General features: G+C 42.8%; 18 protein-coding genes and 1 CRISPR repeat array. Of the genes, 8 read left to right on the top strand and 10 right to left on the bottom strand.

The window, feature by feature from the left end; all coding sequences use genetic code 11:
* Positions 1–366: 366 nt before the first annotated feature.
* A CRISPR array of direct repeats spans positions 367–3,583; the repeat unit is 30 nt; unit sequence GTTTCAATTCCTCATAGGTAAGATTCAAAC.
* Between the two features lie 781 nt (positions 3,584–4,364).
* On the bottom strand, positions 4,365–4,919 hold the full coding sequence (locus JOC94_RS11875) for a GbsR/MarR family transcriptional regulator (protein ID WP_236017075.1): 555 nt from the start codon (positions 4,917–4,919) through the stop codon (positions 4,365–4,367).
* Between the two features lie 241 nt (positions 4,920–5,160).
* Here JOC94_RS11875 and JOC94_RS11870 point away from each other — a divergent pair, with 241 nt between their 5' ends.
* From JOC94_RS11870 to JOC94_RS11860, 3 genes are read left to right on the top strand one after another with little or no spacing between them, the layout of a single operon-like run.
* Entirely contained in the window at positions 5,161–6,414 is a 1,254-nt protein-coding gene (locus tag JOC94_RS11870; RefSeq protein ID WP_077113809.1) for a quaternary amine ABC transporter ATP-binding protein, read from the top strand.
* A gap of 6 nt (positions 6,415–6,420) precedes the next feature.
* On the top strand, positions 6,421–7,272 hold the full coding sequence (locus JOC94_RS11865; RefSeq protein ID WP_077113935.1) for an ABC transporter permease: 852 nt from the start codon (positions 6,421–6,423) through the stop codon (positions 7,270–7,272).
* Positions 7,269–8,183: a glycine betaine ABC transporter substrate-binding protein gene (locus JOC94_RS11860; protein ID WP_077113810.1), complete on the top strand. Its 915-nt coding sequence runs from the start codon at positions 7,269–7,271 to the stop codon at positions 8,181–8,183. The genes JOC94_RS11865 and JOC94_RS11860 overlap by 4 nt, the downstream gene beginning before the upstream one ends.
* Positions 8,184–9,044: 861 nt before the next feature.
* Here JOC94_RS11860 and JOC94_RS11855 read toward each other — a convergent pair.
* The 6 genes from JOC94_RS11855 to JOC94_RS11830 form a co-directional block, all read right to left on the bottom strand.
* The gene (locus tag JOC94_RS11855) at positions 9,045–10,268 is read right to left on the bottom strand and encodes an RtcB family protein (RefSeq protein ID WP_205179411.1); all 1,224 of its coding nucleotides are present in this window, start codon (positions 10,266–10,268) and stop codon (positions 9,045–9,047) included.
* Positions 10,269–10,577: 309 nt separating this feature from the next.
* Positions 10,578–11,909, bottom strand: a complete 1,332-nt coding sequence (locus tag JOC94_RS11850; protein ID WP_077113812.1) for a YjiH family protein — start codon at positions 11,907–11,909, stop codon at positions 10,578–10,580.
* A gap of 81 nt (positions 11,910–11,990) precedes the next feature.
* A complete protein-coding gene (locus tag JOC94_RS11845) occupies positions 11,991–12,965 on the bottom strand; it encodes an agmatinase family protein (RefSeq protein ID WP_077113813.1) in 975 nt (324 codons plus the stop codon).
* Positions 12,966–12,968: 3 nt separating this feature from the next.
* Positions 12,969–14,225: an imidazolonepropionase gene (hutI, locus tag JOC94_RS11840; protein WP_077113814.1), complete on the bottom strand. Its 1,257-nt coding sequence runs from the start codon at positions 14,223–14,225 to the stop codon at positions 12,969–12,971.
* A gap of 27 nt (positions 14,226–14,252) precedes the next feature.
* Positions 14,253–15,923 carry a urocanate hydratase gene (gene hutU, locus JOC94_RS11835; protein WP_077113815.1) on the bottom strand — a complete coding sequence of 557 codons (1,671 nt, stop codon included), beginning with the start codon at positions 15,921–15,923 and terminating at the stop codon, positions 14,253–14,255.
* Between the two features lie 147 nt (positions 15,924–16,070).
* Positions 16,071–17,546, bottom strand: coding sequence for a helix-turn-helix domain-containing protein (locus JOC94_RS11830; RefSeq protein ID WP_077113816.1), 1,476 nt, complete (start codon positions 17,544–17,546; stop codon positions 16,071–16,073).
* Positions 17,547–17,666: 120 nt separating this feature from the next.
* Here JOC94_RS11830 and JOC94_RS11825 point away from each other — a divergent pair, with 120 nt between their 5' ends.
* The 3 genes from JOC94_RS11825 to JOC94_RS11815 all read left to right on the top strand — a co-directional run bounded on the left by JOC94_RS11825 (position 17,667) and on the right by JOC94_RS11815 (position 22,111).
* Complete coding sequence (locus JOC94_RS11825; RefSeq protein WP_077113817.1) at positions 17,667–18,953, top strand: cytochrome P450; 1,287 nt, start codon at positions 17,667–17,669, stop codon at positions 18,951–18,953.
* 328 nt (positions 18,954–19,281) lie between these two features.
* Positions 19,282–20,901, top strand: a complete 1,620-nt coding sequence (locus JOC94_RS11820; RefSeq protein ID WP_077113818.1) for a spore germination protein — start codon at positions 19,282–19,284, stop codon at positions 20,899–20,901.
* Positions 20,891–22,111, top strand: coding sequence for a Ger(x)C family spore germination protein (locus JOC94_RS11815; RefSeq protein WP_077113819.1), 1,221 nt, complete (start codon positions 20,891–20,893; stop codon positions 22,109–22,111). The genes JOC94_RS11820 and JOC94_RS11815 overlap by 11 nt, the downstream gene beginning before the upstream one ends.
* Positions 22,112–22,147: 36 nt before the next feature.
* Here JOC94_RS11815 and JOC94_RS11810 read toward each other — a convergent pair whose 3' ends face one another.
* Entirely contained in the window at positions 22,148–23,239 is a 1,092-nt protein-coding gene (locus tag JOC94_RS11810) for a GerAB/ArcD/ProY family transporter (RefSeq protein ID WP_077113820.1), read from the bottom strand.
* Positions 23,240–23,351: 112 nt separating this feature from the next.
* On the opposite strand from JOC94_RS11810, the gene JOC94_RS11805 reads away from it, so the two are divergent.
* Entirely contained in the window at positions 23,352–23,591 is a 240-nt protein-coding gene (locus JOC94_RS11805; protein WP_077113821.1) for a hypothetical protein, read from the top strand.
* A gap of 287 nt (positions 23,592–23,878) precedes the next feature.
* On the opposite strand, the gene JOC94_RS11800 is transcribed toward JOC94_RS11805, so the two are convergent.
* Positions 23,879–24,331: a hypothetical protein gene (locus tag JOC94_RS11800; protein ID WP_077113822.1), complete on the bottom strand. Its 453-nt coding sequence runs from the start codon at positions 24,329–24,331 to the stop codon at positions 23,879–23,881.
* A 5-nt stretch (positions 24,332–24,336) separates the two neighbouring features.
* Complete coding sequence (locus JOC94_RS11795; RefSeq protein WP_077113823.1) at positions 24,337–25,341, bottom strand: DUF3231 family protein; 1,005 nt, start codon at positions 25,339–25,341, stop codon at positions 24,337–24,339.
* A gap of 514 nt (positions 25,342–25,855) precedes the next feature.
* On the opposite strand from JOC94_RS11795, the gene JOC94_RS11790 reads away from it, so the two are divergent.
* Positions 25,856–26,974, top strand: a complete 1,119-nt coding sequence (locus tag JOC94_RS11790; protein WP_077113824.1) for an NAD(P)/FAD-dependent oxidoreductase — start codon at positions 25,856–25,858, stop codon at positions 26,972–26,974.
* Positions 26,975–26,995 lie beyond the last annotated feature (21 nt).

Below are 26,995 nucleotides of genomic sequence, written 5' to 3'. Positions count from 1 at the left end.
GCTTTACCTTCAGCACCTATTGTCATTTAAGTTGTCATAAGGAATGTTAAATGGATAAGAAAGAGGTAGGAAAACAAATTTCCAAGTAGATCAGCGAGCAGCACAAAGAGGAACAACTGAAAGCAATAAATATGCTTCAGCGATAACTTATGAAACTAAGTATGCAGGATAAAAAACGGGGAATAAAAGATGCTTTACCAAAGTGGATAAACGAGACTAAAATTTGCATAAAACTTTAATCGCAAAAATAAAAGCTCATTTCCAGTTACCAGATTACGAGCCCTTTCTGCCATAACTGCATATGATAAATATGGTGAAATATATCTTGGAAAGTGGAAAAACAAGCTGTTTGATTATTGTTAAGATGTTTCAATTCCTCATAGGTAAGATTCAAACGCTGTTGATCCCGATTCACTGATTCCTACTTATACTCAGTTTCAATTCCTCATAGGTAAGATTCAAACCACCACTGCATACCACTCATAGTTTGGTTTTGTGGAAGTTTCAATTCCTCATAGGTAAGATTCAAACGGAAATCGGATTTATTAGTAGGGTGGACTATCCTCAGTTTCAATTCCTCATAGGTAAGATTCAAACACCTTTTTCATTTTAATTCCTCCCCGTTCTTTATCTGTTTCAATTCCTCATAGGTAAGATTCAAACATGAATATAAGTCCGCGATTGCAGAGACGCTTACGGGTTTCAATTCCTCATAGGTAAGATTCAAACAAGTTCCGTGTTTTGGGTAGCAGTTCCTTTATAACCCGGTTTCAATTCCTCATAGGTAAGATTCAAACTTATAAATCTCTTTGATAACTTCCCAGATTCCACTGTTTCAATTCCTCATAGGTAAGATTCAAACAAAGATTACAAATGGGGTATTAAGCAATGGCAGCGAAGTTTCAATTCCTCATAGGTAAGATTCAAACGGGAGACCTCAATCAGATATACAGGTTCGATTTTACAAGTTTCAATTCCTCATAGGTAAGATTCAAACATCGACGGTTTTAAACCAAAGATCACCTTCATTGAGTTTCAATTCCTCATAGGTAAGATTCAAACATAACACGGGCTTGCCCGGTATTAAGGATGCTATTGAGTTTCAATTCCTCATAGGTAAGATTCAAACTTTGATTTTAGAGCGTTAAAAAAGTTCGACATACTTGTTTCAATTCCTCATAGGTAAGATTCAAACCGGGGATGACGTCCGATGAATTCGTAAAGGCTTTTGGTTTCAATTCCTCATAGGTAAGATTCAAACGACGATTACAACGAGGACAACGGCCGACAAAGTATGTTTCAATTCCTCATAGGTAAGATTCAAACATTTAGGGCTGTCAACGTAACAGATGTACGACCATGTTTCAATTCCTCATAGGTAAGATTCAAACGATTAGCACGTAATACAGTCCGAGGGTTGTATTACGAGTTTCAATTCCTCATAGGTAAGATTCAAACCGCCGCTGTCAATCCTGCTACAACAGTTGTAACTCCGTTTCAATTCCTCATAGGTAAGATTCAAACTTTTCCTCCTTGCGTCGGTCGTGTTTGGCAATTTCCTAGTTTCAATTCCTCATAGGTAAGATTCAAACGTCTAGCAGTACTCGTGGAAAACGAAGAAGCTCTAGTTTCAATTCCTCATAGGTAAGATTCAAACTATACGCAAATTCCAAATCATAGATAGGCTCGTCCGGGTTTCAATTCCTCATAGGTAAGATTCAAACGGTTTAGGGTGGGTTACACTACAATCGCTTGGCTGAGTTTCAATTCCTCATAGGTAAGATTCAAACCTTTAGCCGAACAGCTCAACGTCTTAATCGAAAAAGTTTCAATTCCTCATAGGTAAGATTCAAACTAACGACCAGGTTAGGGTTGTCAGGATCCCGGGCAAGTTTCAATTCCTCATAGGTAAGATTCAAACTCGTCTACTCCTTCCGGATAATATTCTCCCTCTCCGGTTTCAATTCCTCATAGGTAAGATTCAAACCACCGAACCACCTCTCGTAGCGACTTCTCGGCATTAGTTTCAATTCCTCATAGGTAAGATTCAAACAACGTACCCGTTTCCTTGTTAACGGCTCCCGTAGCAAGTTTCAATTCCTCATAGGTAAGATTCAAACGGCCATGATAACCGCAGAAAATCCCTGGGCATCAGCGTTTCAATTCCTCATAGGTAAGATTCAAACTTATCGTCGATACTGGAAACCATACGATTATCACCGGTTTCAATTCCTCATAGGTAAGATTCAAACGCCTCTAGCCGCTGCCAATCACGTCCTCGATACGTCGTTTCAATTCCTCATAGGTAAGATTCAAACGTGGGCGAAGGCGAAGTGCCGCGCGTCTACATGTTCGTTTCAATTCCTCATAGGTAAGATTCAAACTCGCGCGGTGTTTTCGATAATACCTGCGCAGAGTCGTTTCAATTCCTCATAGGTAAGATTCAAACCCGTTCCGATAAGTCCGAAAAGGACGGGCGCTTTCTGGTTTCAATTCCTCATAGGTAAGATTCAAACTTTGGTTACGTTGGCAACCTCGCTGGCTAACGCATTGTTTCAATTCCTCATAGGTAAGATTCAAACGTCGTACTTGCAGGTGATTGTAACGTTGTATTGCCCTGTTTCAATTCCTCATAGGTAAGATTCAAACGAAGGCGGAGGCTTTAAGACTTTGGCGGGTCTTGGCCGAGTTTCAATTCCTCATAGGTAAGATTCAAACTATTGCGGTGGTGCATCAAAAACGGAAAATTACGGGTTTCAATTCCTCATAGGTAAGATTCAAACAAGGATTTGGCGGCGGTGACACTCGGCTTGGTATGTTGTTTCAATTCCTCATAGGTAAGATTCAAACATTTTTGTGTCGGAAGCATAGAGCTCAACTAGTCGATGTTTCAATTCCTCATAGGTAAGATTCAAACACTTTTCGGAATAGAAGAGACGCTGGAATTACTCGACAGTTTCAATTCCTCATAGGTAAGATTCAAACCGATTTCACGGATTGCATACGCCTGCTGTTTTTTATGTTTCAATTCCTCATAGGTAAGATTCAAACATACATGACCTTTTTGTTTATGCTGTACTACTAGACAGTTTCAATTCCTCATAGGTAAGATTCAAACACAGATATACGAGGGGGATGTTTTGAAATGTAGTTCATGTTTCAATTCCTCATAGGTAAGATTCAAACCTGCTCCAAATTCCGCAAGTAAAATTCTACCTTCTTGTTTCAATTCCTCATAGGTAAGATTCAAACAAATAATACTGGCCGCTGCCATCGTAAAGCTTTTTAAGTTTCAATTCCTCATAGGTAAGATTCAAACTCTATTGCGCAAATGGCAACGGAAGTAATAGCCGGGTTTCAATTCCTCATAGGTAAGATTCAAACTCGTCCGTATCATCGTCACCTACACCGATATATTCGAGTTTCAATTCCTCATAGGTAAGATTCAAACGGAGTTACCTTATGCCCGCCGCCAAGAATACGAACAGTTTCAATTCCTCATAGGTAAGATTCAAACGTTTAGGGAAATGGTCAATCTGGTCTGGGAGTTTATGTTTCAATTCCTCATAGGTAAGATTCAAACCTCAAAAAACATTGATTCTATCACAATTACTATATATCACATATTTTATAAAAATGAAAGGTGTTTTCCCCAAATAGACTCATAATAATGGTGCTTTCTAGCTTTTGTACCGTTTTGATTTGTCGTCGATCTCCTGGGGTTGATGTCACGAGATAGATCGACGACAACTGTTTACAGGATAAAATCTAAGTTTTTTTAAAATCCATAATTTATCTTTCATGGTATGTCAACACTAACCTCAAAAAATGAAGGGTGTATTAACTTGTATTCATTTGTTGTAAGAGAGTTTAACGATCCCTGTATACGAAATTTGTTGCCCCATAGATATTGATATTTGGTCATGAAACGTAATTTCTTTAGTGCTATTGTCAAAAGTCGCCTTTTTGGCTTTTATTTTTGAAAAACAAAATAGTTTATACGTTCGGTTATGGTAGCGGTACCCTTGATCGTGAAGATATGAAGCTTCTTGTTGAGGGAGAGTCGAATAAACGAGCGACTGAAGTAAATGTTGGTAATTTACCGGGAGTGTGAGAGTGTGGTCTAAGTTCCATTGAATATGTATCGTTGGTATTTTTCTCACTCCTTAGCATTGAACTCAAGAAAGAGTAACAAATGTAAAATAAGGAATCAAGGTAAGTATCCTCGATTCCTTGTTTTTCCTTATAGAAAAGATTACTGGCGTTGTAATGGTAACGTTTCTGCAGTTGGTTGCTCCACCCTCATGAAGGGTTCGGAAAAACGGGGCTGATGGGTGGTGACACATTAGGTGGATGTCCAAACTTCACATCAGGTGAGTTGACTTGTTCGATGTTTTCGGGACAAGTTTAAAAATATCGTGGTTTTCGAAGGCCTCGACGAGGCGATGCAGCCACTGGTAATAATCATAAGCATACTCCAACTTTTCAATATCTATTTTTGCCAGTTTTTTTATTTCCTCATGGGTGTTTCCATCTTCAACGAGTTCCCTCAGGTCTGCCAATGATTTTTTCAAGACGGTGAGGTGCATGGTAATCGCATTCCTCCACTTGATCGAAAACAAATCGATGAAACTTTGGTACCAATCTTCCTCTATTTGATATAAATCTTTCCGGACTCCTTTTTTCCAGACTTTTTCAACTTGCTTAATGTCAGACAGAGCCCTGACAGTTGTACTCATGCTTGTCTTGCTCATGCCGAGTTCTTCCTTCATTTCATCAAGTGTCAACGGCTTGTTATGAAAAAACATTGTGCCATACAATCTTCCAGCTGAATGGGTCAACCCGTAAAGGTCGATATTTTGTGCAATAGCTTCGATGATTCTTTCCCGAGCTTGCTCAAGCTGTTTTTTGCCCTCCAAAGTATTCACCCCTCCAGATTTCTCAAGCTTGTTCATACCTACATTAATCTACCGTCATACCAAAGTAAAGTGTTCATTTCCGTACCATTCTGAAGGAAACGGGAGGATTTATAAGCATAGGTCAAATAAAATGCATACAGTTTATTCTGTATGCGCTTTATACATGTTAAACGTACGAGACAGCATTTGAGGTGTCGACCTGTTTCCCATACACTTGTAATGTAACCGAAGGGGTGAAGAAATGGAAGATCAAAAGCAAACAAAAAAAATAGAGATCAAAAATGTGACGAAAGTTTTTGGAAAACACACAAAAAAAGCTCTCCAACTGTTAAAAGACGGAAAAACAAAAAGAGAAGTTTTAGAGTTGAACGGCGCGACAGTTGGTGTCAATAACGCAACGTTTGATGTGTATGACGGGGAAATATTCGTCATCATGGGCCTTTCCGGAAGTGGAAAATCGACTTTGGTTAGGATGCTGAATCGGTTGATTGAGCCGACAGCCGGCCATATTTTACTGGATGGGGAGGATATCGTTTCCCTAACAAAGGACGAACTTCGAAAGGTGAGAAGAAAGAAGATTGGCATGGTTTTTCAGAATTTTGCGTTGTTTCCCCATAAAACGATTCTCCAAAATACGGAATATGGGTTGGAAATTCAAGGGATCAACAAAGCGATCAGACAAGAAAAGGCGAAAGAGTCATTAAAGCTCGTTGGCCTGTCAGGATATGAAAATCAATATCCAGATCAGTTAAGCGGGGGAATGCAGCAAAGAGTCGGGCTTGCCAGAGCACTCACGAACGATCCCGATATCCTGTTGATGGATGAGGCTTTTAGCGCGCTTGACCCGCTCATTCGAAAAGATATGCAAAATGAATTACTGCAGTTGCATGATGAAATGGGAAAAACGATTATTTTTATTACCCATGACTTGAATGAGGCGCTCCGCATTGGTGATAGAATTGCCTTGATGCGGGATGGCCAAATTGTCCAGGTCGGCACGCCGGAAGAAATATTAATGAATCCTTCCAATAAATATGTAGAACGTTTTGTAGAAGATGTGGATTTATCCCGCGTTCTTACTGCCAGCCATATCATGAAGCAAGCTGAAAGCGTTCAACTTGATAGGGGGCCAAGGGTGGCTTTAAGGCTGATGAAAAACCAAGGCATCTCTTCCATTTATATTGTTGATAAACAAAATCGATTGTTAGGAGCAGTGACGGCTCAAGATGCGAATAAGGCATTTGAACAAGGCAAGCCGTTGAAAGATGTCCTCATTGAAAACATCCCTGCCGTTCAATCAGATACCCTTCTAACGGATCTCTTCAATCTTGTTTCAACTGCGACGATTCCAGTGGCTGTTGTAGATGAAGCCCACAGACTGCAAGGCATCATCATCAGGGGAGCCCTTATCGGTGCTATGTCGGGAAATAACGATTTCATTAATAATGATCAATCGGAATCGGAATTGGAAAATGACTTGCGGGAGGTGCATTAAATGAGTATGAGTGACTGGTTCCCGCAAATACCGCTCGCAGAGTGGATAGATGAGATTGTAGAGTGGCTTGTCACAACGTTTGATATCGTATTTGACGGTATCACAGTAGGGCTTGACGGCTTCGTGACCGCCTTAGTGAGTTTGTTTACGGTGGTTCCATCGGTTCTGTTCGCTCTTCTATTCGGCTTGTTTGCTTGGTGGATTGCCAACAAAAATATCGCCCTATTTTCGTTCATCGGTTTATTATTCATCGACTATTTAGGCTACTGGGAACCGATGCTTCAAATGCTCGCCCTTGTGCTGACATCTGTGATTATTTCGGTTCTGATCGGAATTCCGATCGGTATTTGGGCCTCCCAGAGTGATACAATCAGGAAAGTCATAACACCTTTACTTGATTTTATGCAAACCATGCCGGCGTTTGTCTACCTATTGCCAGCCATCTTCTTTTTTAATATTGGAGTGGTACCGGGTGTCATCGCGTCAGTCATTTTCTCTACACCACCTGCCATCAGACTGACGACACTTGGTATCCGTCAAGTACCGGCAGATCTGATTGAAGCGACAGAAGCCTTTGGATCAACAACAATGCAAAAATTGCTAAAAGTGCAAATTCCGCTCGCTATGCCTACGATAATGGCAGGAATAAACCAAAGCATTATGCTGGCGTTGTCAATGGTCGTCATTGCTTCCATGGTTGGCGCTCCAGGTCTTGGTGAAGATGTGTATCGCGCCGTAACTCAATTAAAGGTGGGTATTGGCTTTGAAGCGGGACTCGCCATTGTCGTGATTGCCATTATTTTAGATCGAGTGACACAACAAGCTGGAAAAGGAAAAGAAAGGGGAACGATTTCGTGAATTTAAAAAATAAGATAACAGGACTAGGGGCCGCTGCTATCTTGGCTTTTGGCCTTGCTGCATGTGGAAGCAGCGGAAGTGACAAAACATCAGGTGGAGAAGGAAAAGCATCAGGCGACTCGGTAGGGGAAAGTGTTAATTATAAAATTACGGGAATTGATCCAGGTGCCGGAATTATGGAAGCAACAGAAAGAGCGATTGAAGATTACGGCCTGGACGATTGGGAATTAGTCTCAGGCTCTGGGGCCGCTATGACGGCGGCTTTGAAAAAAGCTTATGATAAGGAAGAGCCGATCATTGTTACCGGCTGGAATCCTCACTGGAAGTTTTCCAAATATGATTTGAAATATCTTGAAGATCCGAAAGGTTCGTATGGTGGAGAAGAAGAAATTCATACATTTGGACGCCTTGGATTAAAAGAAGATAAACCCGAAGCATATAAGGCCCTTGAGCAGTTCAAGTGGACAGATGAAGATATGGGCGCTGTCATGGTGGATATCCAAGAGGGGGAAAAGCCTGAAGATGCCGCCAAAAAATGGGTCGAAGAGAACCGGGATAAAGTAGATGAGTGGACAAAAGGCGTCGAGAAAGTGGATGGCGACACATTTAAATTCGTTTACGTTGCATGGGATAGCACCATGGCGAGCACGAATGTCATGAAAGTAGTGCTGGAAGAGCTTGGATATGAAGTAGAGCTTGCACAGGTAGAAGCAGGTCCAATGTACACGGCAGTAGCGGATGGAAGTGCAGATGCCCTTCTAGCAGGATGGCTCCCTGTAACGCATAAAACATATTATGAAAAATATGGTGACAAACTGGATGATATCGGTGTCAGCATGGAAGGAGTCAAAATCGGATTGGTCGTCCCGACCTATATGGATATTGACTCTATCGAAGATTTGAAAGAATAACCTAAAGCCGAAAGAAAATGCACCCGGAACAATGATCTTTTCTCAATCAACCAGCAGAATGTAAAGAGGGGCTTCAGACAATCTTTATGCGTCTGAAAGCCCCTTCTTTTGCGATGATTAATGGGCATTTCCTTCACGTAGTAAATGTTTTTTCCGCAATGTAAAGGCCGCCTTTTGCTTTAAGTCTGAACAGCGGTAATGATGCCTTCATTCTCATCAAAGACGAGCCGCCCCCGGCCATGGGGTAACACTGTTTCAATTCCTCTTAGGTAAGATGCAAACGCGCCCTTAAATTGCATTTACAGCAACTCCTTCCAAAGTTTCAATTCCTCTTAGGTAAGATGCAAACCCCACAAAGATTTCTATAAATAAAGGATTCTAGATTTAATAAAAATATCCTTTTTATTTTCTGTTTTTTGTAGGAGATGTATAGAAGCGGATATAAGGCTGTCGACACTCTATTGCCAGAATACGTAGTGTCGTCAATCCCCGGGGTCTGCTGTGCTACTGGATCGACGACATTTTATAAGTGCGTTTTTTAATGCTCTCTTTGGTTTTAATAAAATATGAAAGGATTCTAACAGCTATCTGAATCGATCTATGATGTCAACTTATTTTAACTTGAATCCATAGATGAAAGGGAAGGCGATGATGCTAATGCTTTACCGACAATCTCGTGGTAGATTCCTTCGTATAAAATATATTTTAAAAACTCACAACCCAAGCTTCCCGTTTTGGACATCCAGAATGTAAACTGTTGACACCGTATATATTCTTTTAATCTCAAGTAGCGTTATTTTTCCACAACGGTTTAAGTAGGGCGAAATATTCTTTTGATTTTCATCATCTTACCTAAAATCTTTAATCTTTATACGGATCGAACTCGTTCGCACCTGCCATACATACCCCTATAGGTCTGAGTTCATGTAGTATTTCGATCGTTTCACTATGGGCGTTCAAAACGGTACGAAGCTTTTTGTATACAAATGGGCTTTCATCTGTACCCGCTCCCCGCAACTCCACTCCATAAGCTTCGATTGCTTCTTTCATTTGCTGAGGTGTAATTTTTCCCCCTCTGCGCCTTCGGGTTTTCCAATTCATTTTACCTGCCGCTTCCGTTCTGCTCATCATTCGACCGGCTCCATGAACAGTGCTATAATAGGCGTCTTTATTCTCTTGGCTATCTTTTCCTTTTACAATAACTGAAATATCGGCCATGCTGCCACCAATAAAGCCCAGTTGGCCGGGTGCCGAAGGTGTTGCTCCTTTTCTCACTACTATATACTCACGACCATTATGAGCTTCCTTCCAGGCGAAATTATGGTGATTGTGTACTTCAAATGTAGATACGGCTCCCAAAATATTTAAAACTTGTGTCATAACATAATCACGTCCGGCATAAGCATACCTTCCCGCTAATGTCATAGCCCTGAAATACATATCTCCGAGCTCACTATTTAAGTCGATCAATGTTGGTGGTTGGTCCATGCTTTCTCCCGGGGCTTTGTCTGAAAAATTTCTACCATTCGCCAAGTTTAAAAATCCACTCGCCGTTTTATGGCCGAAACCCCGGCTGCCAAAATGGTTGGCAACCCAAATGTCACCGGTCTTTTCCTCTACAAATATATCTACAAAATGATTACCGCTGCCTACAGTACCCAATTGTTTTCTTGCCAATGCCTTTAAGGAGTCATGTTCATGTATTCCGATTTGCTTGTAGACGTCCCAATCCGGATCGTCAAATAATTCGTGGTCTACTCTTTCGTTATTATTGCGCCCTAGACCAAACGATATGTTTTTTGCAATTTCATCCATAATGCCGGAAATATTATGTTGAACATCTTCATATTTTAAATTCGTTCTGACCGCTTTATTCCCGCAGGCAATATCATAGCCAACTCCAGAAGGTGAAACTTGTCCATCATACACAACTACTCCGCCGACTGGCTGCGAGTATCCTTTGTGATGATCGGCCATTAGCAACGTTTGCACCACATTTCCATGCTTAGAGCAAGTTATGGCTTGTGATACCGCACTTTCTAGAGGTTCTCCCCATACTCTTACATTATCTATTACTTGATACATTTTTTACTCCTTTTTGATCCATATTTTACGAATAAGTTTTTTGCCAGTGCTGCCAAACATCTGAAGCTCTCTTATTAGTTTAATATCGAACAACATCTTTTTAAAGATATGTAAGAGAAATTTGCTCATTTTTGAGATATCTACACTATTATCATACACCACCAACATCCCTCAGTTTCAACATGTCTAGGGCAAGATGACTCTCCCCCCTGCCCTATTTCGATTAAAAAACTCATGCACCGCACCCCTACGGCTTCCAATGCAAAAATAACAGGAGAGAGGCCTCCCCTCTAAATCTATTATTCTTTTCTACAAAATCAAATAGGCTATCGGCGTCACGATTAAGATTGTAAGAATAACCCGCTCAATCCAAATAATGATCAGTTGCGGAATCGTAATCGGAATTTCGGTTGCGACGATACATGGAACGACAGCGGAAAAGAAGATAATTCCGGAAACGGATACAACTGCAATGACGAATTTCACGATGAGCGCCGCCTCGGTGACAAACAGTCCCGGCAGGAACATTTCCGCGATGCCTAAAGAAGCGGCTTTTGCCACAAACAATGGATCGGGTAATTGTACGATAAAAGTAAAGGGGTAGAAGATATAGCCGAGCCAATCAAAGACAGGAGTATATTCGGCCAAAACGAGGCCAAGCAGTCCAATCGAAAGAATCGAAGGCAGGATAGCCATGGCCATTAGCAAGCCGTCTTTCAAATTCATCCATACGTTGTCCAGTAATTTTGGCGCCTCTTGGACTGTGTTTTTTGCTTCTTTCCAGGCAGCAGCAAAACGACTTTCTTGAATTTCCACTTCGGGCTGTGGAGTCGCACCCTCATGATATTCGTTTGCCATTTTTGAAAGCGGCCAGATTCTTACCGTAATTGCGGTAACCACAAATGTCACGATGAGCGTGATCCAGAAATACGTATTCCATATGTCCATTAAGTCGAGTGTTTTTGCAACAATAACCATAAATGTGGCTGAAACAGTTGAAAAACCTGTGGCAATAATAGACGCTTCTTTCGCGGTATATTTTCCTTCTTTATAGATTCGATTTGTAATTAAGAGACCCAGAGAGTAGCTTCCAACGAAAGACGCCACGGCGTCGATGGCAGAGCGTCCGGGTGTTTTCCAAACGGGTCGCATGATTGGCCGCATGATCACCCCAATGTATTCAAGTAGGCCGTACCCAACGAGCAAAGCCAAAAAGACGGCTCCGATCGGAACAAGCAGTCCTACAGGAATGACCAATTTCTCAAACAGGAATGGTCCCATGTCCGGATGGAACAGCCAAATTGGTCCGAATTGAAATACAAGCATGAGACCAACGAACAACCCCACTAATTTGAAAATTGAGAAAATAATATCTACGCTTGACTTTTTCCATGTTCCCGAAATAAAGGGATACATGGCTCCTGCAGCAATCACCATCAATCCATAGTACGGTGTAAACGTCCCAAGGTTTGTTTGAATGAAAGAGACAATATGATCCAACATGATTGAGTTTCGTTCCCCTATCGTAACAGGAATGAAAAACATAAAGACGCCGATAAAACTATAAACAAAAAATTTCCACATTTGTGTATTTGAGTCCGGTTTTATAGCTGTCTCTTCCTTTCTTCTTGCTGCATCCATGTTGATTTCCTCCTATTTGTTTTATGCTCACCAAGTTCATCTTGACCGCCGGCCCAGCCGGCGGCACAACAACTTGTGGTCTTATGTCTTCCTCGCCCCCAGCACTCTCCCCGTTACAAACTGAAGCCAGGCGTAAACACCCGCTTTCACGGTTTCAGCCACGGGAGAGTCTTTTGTCGGATCGAGGCAGACAAAATCGATATAGTGAACTTCCTTCCACTTGCCGATTTCAATGAGCGAGCCAAATAGTTCAATGGTCGTCATACCACCCGGGGTGGATGCGGGAACTCCAGGGGCTTGGGTGATATCCAGTACATCCATATCCACCGTGACGTAAATACGGTCCACTTTTTCAGCCAGGCGGCGCAGCGCTGCACCAACAGCGCTGGTAACGCCTTGTTCCCTCGCTTGTTTCAAAGTCACCATGTTGATCCCATGTTCTTTGGCATAGTCGATTAAAGGACGTGCGTTAAAATAGCCATGGAGGCCAATATTGTAGATATTCTCTCCTTTGACTGCACCGCCATCCACGAGTTGCCGAATAGGGGTTCCGTTTGCCGGACCCAATTCCGCCGGGTCACGGACATCCAAATGGGTATCGAGTTGAAGAATGCCGATTGTTTCATCAGGAAATGTTTCTTTTATTCCACGAACGGCACAGGCGGTTGTGGAATGATCCCCGCCGATCATAGAAAGGGTCGAATCAGGATAATGTCGTGAAAGATATGCCGCAGCCGTTTCAATCCGTTTGTGCGATGTTACAATATCGGTTGTGTGCATGGCGACATCCCCGGCATCCGCCACATGAAACCCTGATAAATCGACGTTTTCATCTAAATTGTATGTGGCGAAGCTTTTCCACATTTTGCGAAATTCCAGCGGATATAAAGACGCTCCCGAAACGCTGATCGAGGAGCGTGAAATGGGCGCTCCAAACAGGATCAGGCCGGGTGTCTCCCCTTCTTTAAGGGAGCGCACCCATTGGTGAACAATATCAGGTTCGCCATCAGCCTGATTCCAAAACCATTCGGGTTTTCTCAGCCAGTTATCTCCCATTTGCTACACCACCTGAATTCCTTTTTTCCAGACTGACTTGACGTGATTTACTCCGAATAAGTATTGCAGTTTCTGGTAGTTTTCAATATCCCACATGACAACATCCGCCTGCTTGCCTTGTTCCAGCGAGCCGACTTTGTCTTGGCGGTTGATGGCGCAGGCAGCGTTATACGTGGCGGCCGTCAATGCTTCTGCTGGTGTCATGCGCATTAAGATGCATGCCAAGTTCATGACGAGCGGCATTGATGTGGTCGGGGATGAACCGGGATTGCAATCAGTGGAGATGGCTACGGGGACGCCAGCGTCCACCATTTTTCGGCCGGCTGCCGCCTGTTCTCTTAAGTAAAGCGCCGTAGCGGGCAGCAGACAGGCGATAACACCAGCGTCGGCCATGGCCCTGATTCCCTGATCAGACGCTTTGAGCAAATGTTCCGCTGAAATGGCGCCAACTTTGGCAGCCAACTCTGCTCCGCCGTATGGTTCGATTTCATCGGCATGGATTTTTGGAATGAGGCCATAGTCTTTTCCCGCTTCCAGTATTCGTTCGGACTGCTCCGGAGTAAACACGCCTTTTTCACAAAAAACATCATTAAATTCAGCAAGCTTTTCCTCCGCTACTACTGGAAGCATTTCTTTGATCAAATGATCCACAAATTCATCTTCCCGTCCTTTATACTCGGGTGGAACAGCATGGGCGCCCATAAAAGTCGGAACGATATCAATCGCGTGGGCTTCCTGCAGCTTTTGCATGACCCGAAGCTGCTTTAACTCAGTCTCTATATTCATTCCGTAGCCACTTTTCCCTTCTGCGGTGGTGACTCCATGAGTCAAAAATGAATCCAGGCGCCGCATCGTTTGTTCCATCAATTCTTCTTCCGTCGCTTCCCGGGTCATCCGCGTTGTCGCGTGGATGCCGCCGCCCGCGTTCATGATCTCCATATATGTCGCGCCTTCCAACCTCATCTCAAACTCCCGTTCACGGCTACCGCCATACACAACATGTGTGTGCGGGTCGACAAGGCCAGGGGTGACGAGACAACCGGAAGCATCGACGACTTCCGCTTCATTTTCCCGCTCCCCATATTGTTCTTCCAGTTTTGCCGTCGTTCCAACCGCCTTAACCACGCCATCTTCAAGCCACAAGCTTCCGTCTTCAATGAGGCTGAGCTCCGACATTTCCTCTTTTACCCTTGGTCCTTTTCCATTCAAAGCAAGTGTCGCCAGTTGTGAAGCATGTTTGATCCAAACAGGTTTTGTCACTCTACCGTCCCCCCAAAAGCGATTTTTTCAAGTTTTGTTCGCAAGCATCGGTATTTGAACGCCTTTTTCACGCGCTGTTTTTTCCGCTAATTCGTATCCGGCATCTGCATGTCTTACGACGCCCATGCCAGGATCAGTCGTCAACACTCGCTCCAAACGGGATTCAGCTTCTTTCGTTCCATCCGCAACAATGACCATTCCGGCATGCAGGGAATAGCCCATGCCGACTCCTCCGCCATGGTGAACTGAAACCCATGTGGCTCCTCCGACCGCATTGATAAGCGCGTTTAATATCGGCCAGTCTGCCACAACATCTGAACCATCTTTCATTGCCTCAGTCTCCCTGTTTGGCGAAGCGACAGAGCCGGAATCCAAATGGTCACGGCCAATAACGATCGGCGCTTTCAACTTTCCGCTTGCCACCATGTCATTTATGATTTTTCCGAAGCGGGCGCGCTCTCCATATCCAAGCCAGCAAATACGTGAAGGTAGTCCCTGGAATTGGATTTTCTCCCGGGCCATGCGAATCCAGTTGCATAAATGTTTGTTATAGCTAAATTCACGTAAAATGACTTCATCCGTCTGATAAATATCTTCCGGGTCACCGGATAAGGCCGCCCAGCGGAAAGGCCCCTTTCCTTCGCAAAATTGCGGCCGGATATAAGCAGGGACGAAGCCAGGGAAATCGAAGGCGCTTTCGACCCCTTCGTCTTTTGCAACTTGGCGGATGTTGTTGCCGTAATCAAAGGTGACCGCGCCTTTATTCATCATCTCAAGCATTGCTCTCACGTGCGCCGCCATCGCTGCTTTTGAGCGTTTTACATAATCCTCAGGATTCGCTTTCCGAAGCTTAGCCGCCTCTTCCAGTGACATGCCCGAAGGAATATATCCATTTAGCGGATCATGGGCAGATGTTTGATCCGTCAAGACGTCCGGAATAAAACCGCGCTCAATCATTTCAGGCAGCAACTCCGATGCGTTACCTAATAACCCAATCGAAAGAGCCCTTCCTTCTTGTTTCGCTTCTTTGGCAAGCCTGATCGTTTCGTCTAAAGAAGTCGCCTTTACATCTGTGTAACGGGTTTCAATTCTCCGGTCGATCCGTTTTTCATCGACTTCAATTGCGATGCAAACTCCGCCATTCATCGTGACTGCAAGCGGCTGGGCACCTCCCATACCACCTAGTCCCGCCGTTACCGTAATCGTGCCTTTTAATGAACCGTTAAAATGCTGTTTGGCAAGTTCTGCAAAGGTTTCGTACGTTCCTTGAACGATTCCCTGGGAACCAATGTAAATCCAGCTTCCAGCCGTCATTTGACCATACATCATCAGCCCTTTTTGATCGAGCTCATGGAATGTTTCCCAGTTGGCATAAGCTGGAACGATGTTGGAGTTGGCAATTAGGACACGCGGCGCATTTTCATGGGTATGAAAAATGGCTACCGGTTTTCCTGATTGAACGAGTAATGTCTCATCGTTTTCCAATTTTTTTAATGATTTTACGATTGCGTCAAAACAATTCCAGCTGCGGGCAGCCTTTCCGATTCCCCCATACACGACGAGTTCATCGGGATTTTCCGCCACATCCGGATCCAAATTGTTCATAAGCATACGAAGTGCCGCCTCTTGGAGCCACCCTTTCGTATGAAGCTCTGTTCCCCGATATCGGATAACACGCTCATTTGTAATCGGTTTCAAAATAGTCAACCTCCTTTTCTATCATTATTGTAATTGTATACTGCTGTCTTTCTCTTTATAAATTAATAGTATTCTTATAAAATATTTCACTTTTATTTTATTCTGAGCACTTATTTTTAAATGGTTTCAAAACAAAGACATCATCTGTCAACTTAAATGACCCAGACCCATCCGATATTCTGTCGGTGTCTTCTTTTCCATTTGCTTAAATTTCGCGTTAAAATAGGTCCGGTACTGATAACCTACCAAACGAGCAATTTCATCAAGCGATAAATTTGTCTCTTTTAGAAGTCGCTTCGCTTCGCCCATTTTGATTTCATGTAATGTTTCGCGGAATGTTTTTCCCGACTCCGCCGCAAACCTCCGGCTTAATGTACTTTTATGAATCTGGAGTGTATTGGCACAGTCCTCCAAATTCCACTGCGGGTTCCAATAATTAGACTCCATCAAGCTTTTTACTCGGTCAACGAGTGTCTTAAAATCAGCATCAATACGCCCGTCCTGTTCTGTCAGCAAACGAATCGTAAATGATAAAAGATCTTGAACAATCCGATAAACAACCGGTTCCTGAATAATTTGCCGAAATACATCGTGGTAGTCCCTTTCCCAATTGGGGTGCTGTAGTTGTTGTGATTTCATATAGCGGCGAATTTGTGCCAATACGCTTGTAATCCGGATTCTAACCATTTCGGGAGGCGGATAGGGTTTTTCGTAATCGAGAAACGCATGCTCCATCCATTCGCGGATCGCTTGGATATCCCTCTTTTCAAGCATTTCTATCCATTGCCGCTGTTCCAGAGGCGTTAAAAAAGGGTCCATTGATGACCAGTGGATTTGTTCTGCCTTGGCTAAAATAATGTCATACCCTTCAAAAAAGATCATTTCGGTTAATTGTTTTGTACGTTCATACATTTCTTTTATCGATAACCCTTGCCAATGTGTATTCATGATCATGGCAAGCGGTTCATTTTGTTCCTCTTTCCATTGATCGAAAAACGCATAGTATTCCTCTTGATAACGGTTCTCTGCCGGTACTTCATCCACACATAAAACCAACTGTGAAAAGGCAAAAATGAGCTTTGATTTTGGAAAAGGAAATTCCTGTAACTTTGCATAAACGACAGGAAGCTTGTTTGGATCCTGCGTTAACAACGCTGTCATGGAATGTGGTTTCCTTATTTTTGGCCCTCCAAGGAAGATATCCGAATAATCAATGACTAATTTCTCTGGTGTTTCCCCCGGATTTATTGTTGCCTTTCGCTTATCATTCCTAATTTGAAATCGTTGCCGTTGGATGCATTTCATTAGTTCATCCGGAGCAATTGGTCTGAACAGTACATCCTGCGCCCGGAAACGCAGCCCCCTGTATGCCGTTTGAAAAATGCGTTCAGAAGAAATCCCGAGCCACCGTACCGACTGAAGCCAGCTACCGAAAGAATCGTCGTCGGGCTCCCATTTATCCATGTCAATAATGTAAAGCTCCGGTTGTTCCTTTGCGAACGCTTCCAACATGTTTTCAACACGATCAAAAGGAACAAGCTTAACGCCTGTTACATGAGATTCAACAAGCCACCTTATTCCTTTTGCTTCCAGCTCATCAGTTGTAAAAAGATGAATGATCATAAGTACCACCACCTTTCTTTATTATAACGAGATTCAAACATAGGAATAAATCATCTTCCGTTACAAATGATAAAAATATATTCATCGTGAAGAACGTGCTTTCAAAATGGAGGGATTGCCATGAGTTCAGTTATCCAGCAAGGCGGTTCAACAACAGGTAAAATACCGCGCGAAAAAGGATTGGATCAAACCCTTGCTTTGCTGCGGGAAGGATATGAATTTATTTCAAATAGATGCGGGCTGTTTCAGTCCGATATTTTCGAGACGCGTTTAATGGGCGAGAAAGTGATATGCATGAGTGGAGAAGAAGCGGCAAGAATATTTTACAATCCTCGGCTTTTTCAGCGAAAGGGAACTGCTCCAAAGAGAGTTCAAAAAACGCTGTTTGGAGAAAGTGCAATCCAGACGATGGACGGCGCTGCCCATGAGCATAGAAAGCAGTTGTTTATGTCGCTGATGACTCCGGAACGCATCGGTATGTTAAAAGACTTGACCCAACAATATTTTGCAATTGCCGGTTATGACTGGGAAGGAAAAAAAGCAGTCATTCTCTTTGACGAGATGCAGCAAATATTATGCAAAGCGGCTTGCAAGTGGGCAGGTGTCCCGTTGAACGAAGCGGAAGTGGAGAAAAGAGCGGGTGATTTCGGTAAGATGGTTGATGCTTTTGGTGCAGTGGGCCCACGGCATTGGCAGGGACGCCGGGCGCGGAAAAGAACCGAAAAATGGATCAGAAAAGTGATTGAGTACTTTCGCTCTGGCAAAATTCAAGCTCCTGAAGGCACGGCACTGCATGCCATGGCCACTTACCGGGATACGGAAGGGAAGCCGCTCAGTGTGCAGATGGCGGCGGTGGAACTGATAAACATATTAAGGCCCATTGTAGCAATCGCGACATATTTCACTTTTTGCGCCTTGGCACTTTACGAATTTCCCAAAACACGGGAGCAAATTGTGGCTGGAAATGAAGAGGATTTGTACATGTTTGTCCAGGAAGTACGCCGCTATTACCCGTTTGGCCCGTTTCTAGGAGCAAGGGTTCACAGTGGTTTTCAATGGAATGGAGTGCCCTTTAATAAGGGGCAACTTGTCCTGCTTGATGTGTATGGAACAAACCATGACCCAAGGCTTTGGGATGATCCATTTTTATTTTGGCCTGAACGGTTTCGCAATTGGAAAGGCGGTCTGTTTGATTTGATTCCCCAAGGAGGAGGCGATTTCCATACCGGACACAGGTGTGCCGGAGAGCTTGTCACCATTGAAGTGTTGAAGACGGGTTTGTCCTTTTTAACGAAGCAACTGGAATATAATGTACCAGATACACAAAATGTATCTGTCAGCTTAACAAGGATGCCGACTTTGCCGGAAAGCCGTTTTATAATTGACCAAATCAAATTAACGCCTTAAATATATACAGACCCATCCTATGGCGCATATAACCAACCATTTCACAAGCCTTCCTATCCGGATTTTTTTATGTATGACACAGCCTTCGCTGCTCTGTCTTTGATACGCCCCCTGAATCATTGCTCGTATTCTTTAAAGTATGAATGTAGCCCACACAAGTCACAGCTTTGAACAGCGCGAGCTATTGGAATAATGGTCACGATTAAAAAAAATGAAATGTCCATGCGCAATCGACATTTAAGCGAATTATCGTAACATTCACCCAAAGTATACAACCAGAGCGATATGGACAAAAAAGGAATAAAAACATTGGAAGGTAATTCTCATCATGTCCTCATTCTTCAAACGACTTAAGAAAAAACAAAACAGCATACATCATGATGCAGCAAAAGAGAAGAAAGCCATCTCCACATCATTGTCAGCCAACCTGGAGCTGGTTAAACAAAGAACAGGAAACAGTTCTGATATTTCGATACGGACTTTGAAAATAGGTGAAGTATCCCCCAAATGTCTGGCGATTATCTTTATTGAAGGAATGGTTGATACAAAGGCTATCAATGAGAAGATTGTTGAATCAATCATGAGAAAGTCCTTTGCTGATCATGATTCTTCCCAGCATTTAATTCAATCGCTGACAGATGAAGGGATAGCAATCGGAAGCATTAAAACGGTAAACACGCAAGAAGATCTTTTCCTTGCTTTAATGGACGGCAACACAATCATTCTTCTTGATGGGACAGATCAGGCTATCATTGCCAATACAGCAGGCGGAGAAACACGGTCGATTCAGGAACCGGAAAGTCAAGTCTCCGTTCGCGGGCCGAGAGATGGTTTTACTGAGTCAATCCAAACGAATATATCCCTTGTCAGACGCCGGATCAGAAACCCGGATTTATGGGTTGAATCAATGAAAATAGGCAAAAAGACAAAAACAAACGTAGCAATCATGTATTTAAATGGCAATGCCAATGAAAAAATCGTTGCTGAAGTCCGTCAGCGATTAAAAAAAATTGATATAGAAAGCATACTTGAGTCCGGATATATCGAACAATTGATTGAGGACCAGGCATTTACTACCTTTCCAACCCTGTATCATACGGAAAGGCCTGATGCAGTCGCAGGTAATATTCTGGAAGGAAGAATTGCCATCTTTGTGGATGGTACTCCCTTTGTTCTTCTGGCTCCCGCCGTCTTTATCCAGTTTTTTCAATCGGTTGAAGATTACTATACACGCTTTGATATTATAACAGCCCTCCGCTTTTTAAGGATATTGACTTTTTTTATATCCATTGTTGCGCCTTCAGTGTATATTGCAAGCACTACTTTTCACCAGGAAATGATACCGACACAGCTTGTGATTATTATTGCCGCACAGCGGGAAAATGTTCCTTTTCCGGCATTCGTCGAAGCGCTCATCATGGAAATTACATTTGAAATTTTACGAGAAGCAGGAATTCGGATGCCAAGAGCGGTAGGATCTGCCATTTCGATTGTCGGAGCGCTTGTCATAGGACAGGCAGCCGTTCAGGCAGGCATTGTTTCCCCGGCGATGGTCATTATTGTATCTATTACTGCGATCGCCAATTTTGCAACCCCTTCGTTTACCATGGCGATTTCAGCAAGATTAATTCGATTCTTATTTATGTTCTCTGCCGCCGTATTCGGACTATATGGAGTGATCTTAGGCGTGATTTTGCTTGCGGTACATTTATGCGCTTTAAGATCGTTTGGAGTTCCTTATATGACCCCCCTGGCTCCAATATCTCCTGACAATGTTGGAGGCGATACACTCGTTCGCGCACCACTATGGAAAACAAGAGAAAAGGCAAACTTGATTATGAAGCAAGGTGAAAATTTATATTCAGAAGACATGGACAAGCCAAAGCCTCCCCTCGGCCGGGGAATCATCACACAGAAAAAGAAAAAAGGTGACACAGATGAAAACTAAAGGGATGATTTGCCTGTATCTTGTGATCTATGTGCTTCTTTCAGGTTGTTGGAACCAAAGGGAATTGACAGACATGGCCATCGTTTCCGCAATTGGTATTGATATAAACGAAAACGGTTTATATGTCGGGACATTTCAAATCGTGAATCCCACCGGTGTACCAGGAACACTTCAAGGAGGAGCTACAAAAGGTTCATCTGTCGTAACGTATACTGCAACAGGGAAAAATATGGTGGAGTTGAGCAGGCGTGTGTCAAACAAAGTTTCCAGAGTCATCTTTTACTCCCATGCCAACTTGGTGGTGATAGGGGAAAAGCTGGCTAGGGAAAAGGACATTTCCAATATATTGGAAGCATTGGACAGGGATATTGAATTTCGCAAAACATCAAAGGTTGTCATTGCCCATCGTTCAACAGCAGCAGAACTATTAAAAGTAACCACTCCTCTTGATAAAGTGCCGGCAAATAAACTGACTAAGACACTGGAATTCTCGGAAGAAAGTTGGGGAGACACTTTTTCGTTGAATGTCCAGGAATTAATCGAATCCTTGACGACTGAAGGAAAAGAACCAGTTATACCAGGTTTTAAAATCACCGGAAATATAGAAGCAGGAAAAAAGGATGAGAATATCCAAATGATTGATCCCGATACAGTTCTCAAGGCTGTGGGAGTAGCTGTTTTTAAAGATGGAAGACTCGTGAGTTGGCAATATGATCAAGAAGCAAGGGGCCTCGTATGGGTCTTAGATAAAATCAAGCAAACGAATATCTCTGTTGATTGGGAAAACGAAAAGAACGCGATTGCCTATCAACTACTTAGGGCCAACACAAAAGTGAATGCTGAGATGGAGAATGGAAAGCCTGTAATATCCATTAAAATTAGCGCACAGGGAGATGTAGGAGAAGTCACTGTTCCCATTAACATAAAAGATCTGCATGTACGGACTGAAATAGAAAACAAGGTAGAAAAGGACATTAAGAATCTGATACAGCACTCCATTAAGCGTATACAGTCGGAACAAACAGATGTTTTTGGCTTTGGGGAAAAAATCTACCGATCATACCCAAAAAAATGGAAGAAACTTGAACATGACTGGAATGACAAACATTTCCCGACTTTAAAGATAAACGTAAAAGTGGATGCATCTATCATTAGATCTGGTTTAAGGAATAATCCTTTTATATTGCAAATGAAAAGCAATGAGGAATAATGTCTATCGAAATGATTCCAGTAAAATTTCTGCCGTCTATCCTTTCCAGTTTTTAAAAATTGCGATCACAAGCAGTATGAAAGGAATGATCACCTGAAAAGGAAGATGCAGATAAACCGGGATCATTTCCAACCCTTCTTCAAAATGCTCGGACATGTTACTTGCAATCACAATTGAAAAAATCAAAACAACGTACCCGATGGGAAAAGCAAGACGGGAAGGCTCTTTTAGATGAAACAAGTCGGCTGTACCAATAATGGCTACATAAAAGAAAATACTTATTTTGAAAAATCCAAGAATAATCATGGCCAGCATAAAAAAAATATCCAGGCGCTCCAAAAATTGCGCCAATTCAATGGCTTGAACCGTAACGAGCAAAGGGAATTGAGTCCGCGAGATATACGCTGCCCCCAGCACACTTATATTGACGGCTGTACTAATCGCCAGATTAATCCCGCTTAATCCGATGGCGAATATAGCCGTCGCTTTTAACTTACTCGGATGTTTCAAATAAGGAAATATCATACAAAACGCCACCATTTCACCAAAAGGAAAATAGATATTTTGGGTCATGGCCACTTTTACAACGGGGATGATGCCATGCTCAAGAACCGGCCTTAATTTATCGAAATTGATCAATCCTGATAAAACGATTAAAATAAATCCGATAATAGCCAGTAAATAAATAAAAATAAAAAATATTTCCCCTGTTCTCGCCAACACTTCGATTCCTTTTTTGATCGTATAAATAACAACTAACAATAATAATGCTTGATTGACCGCAATAGGTGTGTTGGAATAGCCCAAGATGGCAAGCATTTCACCGAAATCCCTAAGTACCCTTGCAGAAAGGTACACAAAATAAATCAAATAGAGAAAAGCGAGAATCCTCCCAAAAAATGTTCCGATGATCTTCTGCAAATAGGTTGTCGGCAAAGCATCGGGATAGTATGTATAAATACGGTAATAGATGAAAAATAGCAAAATGCCACCTATTAACCCAATTAACACAGCAATCCAAGCATCCTGTTTTACATCAGTAGCTAATGGTAATAACAAGGCACTGCCAAGTTGGAATAACAGGATGAGAACAAATAATTGGTATGAACTGATTTTTGCCTTTTCCACGGATAAATCACTTCCTTTACGCAAACCCTAAAATGGGTTCATTTTTCGTTTTATCCCAAATGAATCATTTTTATAACAAACCGGTATGACGTGTATGAGGAAGTGATCATGATTGAAGTTAATTGGCATCATATTGCTCATGATGATATCGATGACCATTTTTTCCATCATCATAGACATTTATTTATTAGGTTTTGGCTTGAGGTATGCAATCATTGATTGGTTTCGGCCTTTCTTTGTCACAACGTTTACCGAAAAAATTATTTTCTCCCTCTATCCCCTATCGATCATCGTGCAGCCGATTGTTTTCTATTATCAAAAAAGAAAACAAAACGTAAAGAACGGCAGATAACACTCTGCCGTCACGCTGTCGAGAAACCCTCGAAAGCTTCATCACGACAAACCCATTCACACTTTTCGAATTAAGCGACTTTTGGGAGTTACGATTTCTATTAGATTTACTAGGACTCTGGAAGTACTCGCGACTTTGAAGAGGTACGATCCACTTTTTCCAGTTACTCGCCATTTCGAAGAATACGAACCGCTTTTTCCAGTTACTCGCGAATTTTAAAAATCATATTCACTTTTGAGCTAATACAATCCGCTTTCGTTCCAGTTTAAATCCATATTGCCGTTCATTTATGCCGAACGTTTGATTATCACTTTTTTCAATGCAAGTCCCACAACGATCCCCGGGATAGCGCCCAACATGGGCAGCCAGAGGGGGCCGAGCAATACGCCAAACAATTTTATCTTTGCTGAAAAAATAATACCTAAAGTGACAAAGTAGGCGGTGATCGCAAAAGGAAGAAAGGAATAAGGCTCTTTTCCTCCCCCGGCATCTTTGTAAGCGTCCCACATCGCAAAAAAATATATACAAGGATAAAACATGAGCCACTGAAGATTTGCTTCACTGACCGCTTTATGAATATCACCATGGAAACTGGAAATAATGACTAAATTAAAATTGGCCATGATGTTCACTAAAAGCTCCAATAAAAGCAGTACAATTCCTTTCACATATTTGCCGTTTAAAAATTGTCCGAAACCGGGGAAAGCAATGCTCCAAAATAACGCTTCTTTCGCTTTCACAACTTTTAACCTTTCGACAACTCTTTTCGATCTGGAGCGGAAGGCGGCTTTTCAAACCATCCATTGTTAATCATGATCTGTGTCCCATCCATCACATATTCTCCGACTTCAACCATTAAACGGCTATAGGCAGTCGCTATATCTTTCCGGGGGCTTCCTGCCAAGCTTTGCCCATAAAAGCTCATTCCGTGATTGTTTAACGCATTTGTATGAAACATCAGCAGTTTGTCAGAAAATACGTGGTCTGTAGACTCAGTCACATTTAACCCCAACGAAACAGGTGTTAATATGTTGCTTTCGGATAAAAACTTACCGAAAACAGCACTATGGTGCTTGGCGATTTCAGATCCTCTAGTCATGAATTTGCGCACTTCTTTCGTCTGGGCAATTTGTGCAAAACCTGTCAATAGAGCCCCTCCAAGGGTATTACGGAACAAATTTAAATATAAAAAGGAAATCTCTGTACTTGTTAAAGGCCTTTGGTCTCCCATCCAGCCAGCCAAAAAATGCCGTTTTTCAACGAATTCAGTTAATGTTGGGTACGGAATAAAGGGCGAACGAATGAACACGCCTTTTTCCTGCAGTACATTTGCTGAACGATTAAACAAATCAGCAGAAGAATTCAGGCTAGAGGTAAAATGCTTGCGTATATCCTGCCGCGCTGATTGTGCGACTGCAAGACTGTATGAACTCATTCCCATTATTCCCAAGTTGGTGACATATTGAAGGATCATAACATCATTATAAATACGCGGAGCCTTCACATTGACGTCATGCTCTGTAAATCCTACCGGAATGGGGATTCCTTCTGCTTTATAAAAAGCTCTGGCGGTCTCAACCCGCTTTTCAGATAACTCCAAGGCGTATGCAACACAAACTCTTACATCTGGATCTTCTATATGCTCTAAAAAATAAGAAGTAACACAAACCACTAACGTATCTTTCAAATACGACATAAAAAAAACAGACAACTCACTAGCTGTTAATTGAATATGATCATGACTCGTCATTAGAATTTAACCTCCATTTTCATCTGACAAAGGATAGTATTTCCTATATGAAAAATCTTATGTCTATAAAGATGGAGCGATCTTTCACTTCTTGATAAATGAAAGCGTCATTCTGACGTTGAAGGTTAAACAGCATTCACTGTGATGGAAATGATGATCTTTCAAAAGAATTGGCATCACTGATTGCCCGCTTTTTGGCATTACAATTTTATGTATGTTAATTTATATAACGAGGCCATTGTGTAAATCACATTTGGAAAAGTGAAGCGGAGCCACTGGGAGGCTTGCTTACGAGGAGATCTGTCACATGGAACTGAGCACCAAAATCGACGAAAAATCGGCATGCCCTAAACTGCCAATTGAAAAAGAAAAGCTTCATGTTGATGCTGATGAGTTGATCGACGAAGAAAAAGCGGAGGCTTGAAGAATTGAAGTTGAAGAGAAGGTGGAACGCACATTCACTGGGCGTATACACATAGGTAAAAAAATATGATTCATAAAAAGGAGGGAAACAATGGAGAGAATAATCGTAATTGGTGCCGGAATACTCGGAGCTTCCACAGCATACCATTTAGCCAAAAAAGGAGCGGACGTGACAGTGATCGACCGCAGGGATAAAGGACAGGCGACAGATGCGGCTGCCGGCATCGTTTGTCCATGGCTGTCCCAACGGCGCAACAAGGCATGGTATTCACTAGCCAAAGGAGGCGCCGCCTTTTACCCAAGTCTCATTTCCAGCCTTGAAAAGGAAGGCGAAACGGACACCGGCTATGCCCGAGTAGGGGCTATCAGTGTGCGCCCCGAACACAAAACGCTGGTGGAAATTGAAAAAATCGCCTTAAAAAGGCGGGTAGATGCACCTGAAATCGGTGACATTCAAGTTCTTGGTCCAGCAGAAGCGCAAAAGCTGTTTCCGCCTCTTGCTGAAGGATACGGGGCGGTTTATGCAAGTGGTGCCGCGCGCGTGAACGGCCGAAAACTCCGTGATGCGCTACTGCGCGCCGCTGAAAGACATGGCGCTCGTATCATTTTTGGCGATGCCTCATTTATGTTGAATAGCGATCGGCTTGACGGGGTAAAAACAGAGGGGGATTTATTTAGAGCGGATACATATATTGTGACAGCAGGGGCCTGGGCAAAAGAACTTCTAAGAACGCTCGGGATCGAGTTTCGGGTCAAAGATTTGAAAGCCCAAATCATCCATATGAAGCTTCTCAATGAAAAATCCGATGAATGGCCGGTCATTATCCCGCCCGGAAACCAATATATTGTCCCGTTTGAAAATGGACGAATAGTGGCGGGAGCAACGTACGAGAATTTTACTCATTTTGATATTCGTGTGACCGCCGGAGGGATGCATGAAATTTTACATAAAGCGCTTGATATCGCGCCTGGACTTGCTGACAGCACCATTCTTGAGACGAGGGTCGGATTCCGGCCATATACACCCGGCTCTCTCCCTGTCATCGGGCCGCTTCCGGGTTACGGCAATGTTTTGGTCGGAAACGGACTTGGCGCAACCGGGCTTACCGCCGGACCATTATTGGGCTCTGTCCTCGCCAACATAGCACTGGGACAACAGCCCGGCGTTGACGTGGAACTTTATCATATTGCAGGGGCGATTCAACAATAAGTTGAAAGGGGCACTGTCCCT

The organism is Siminovitchia thermophila, from assembly GCF_016909185.1.
In the GTDB taxonomy this organism is placed as follows: domain Bacteria; phylum Bacillota; class Bacilli; order Bacillales; family Bacillaceae_C; genus Siminovitchia; species Siminovitchia thermophila.
This window is presented reverse-complemented; position numbering and strand designations above follow the sequence as displayed.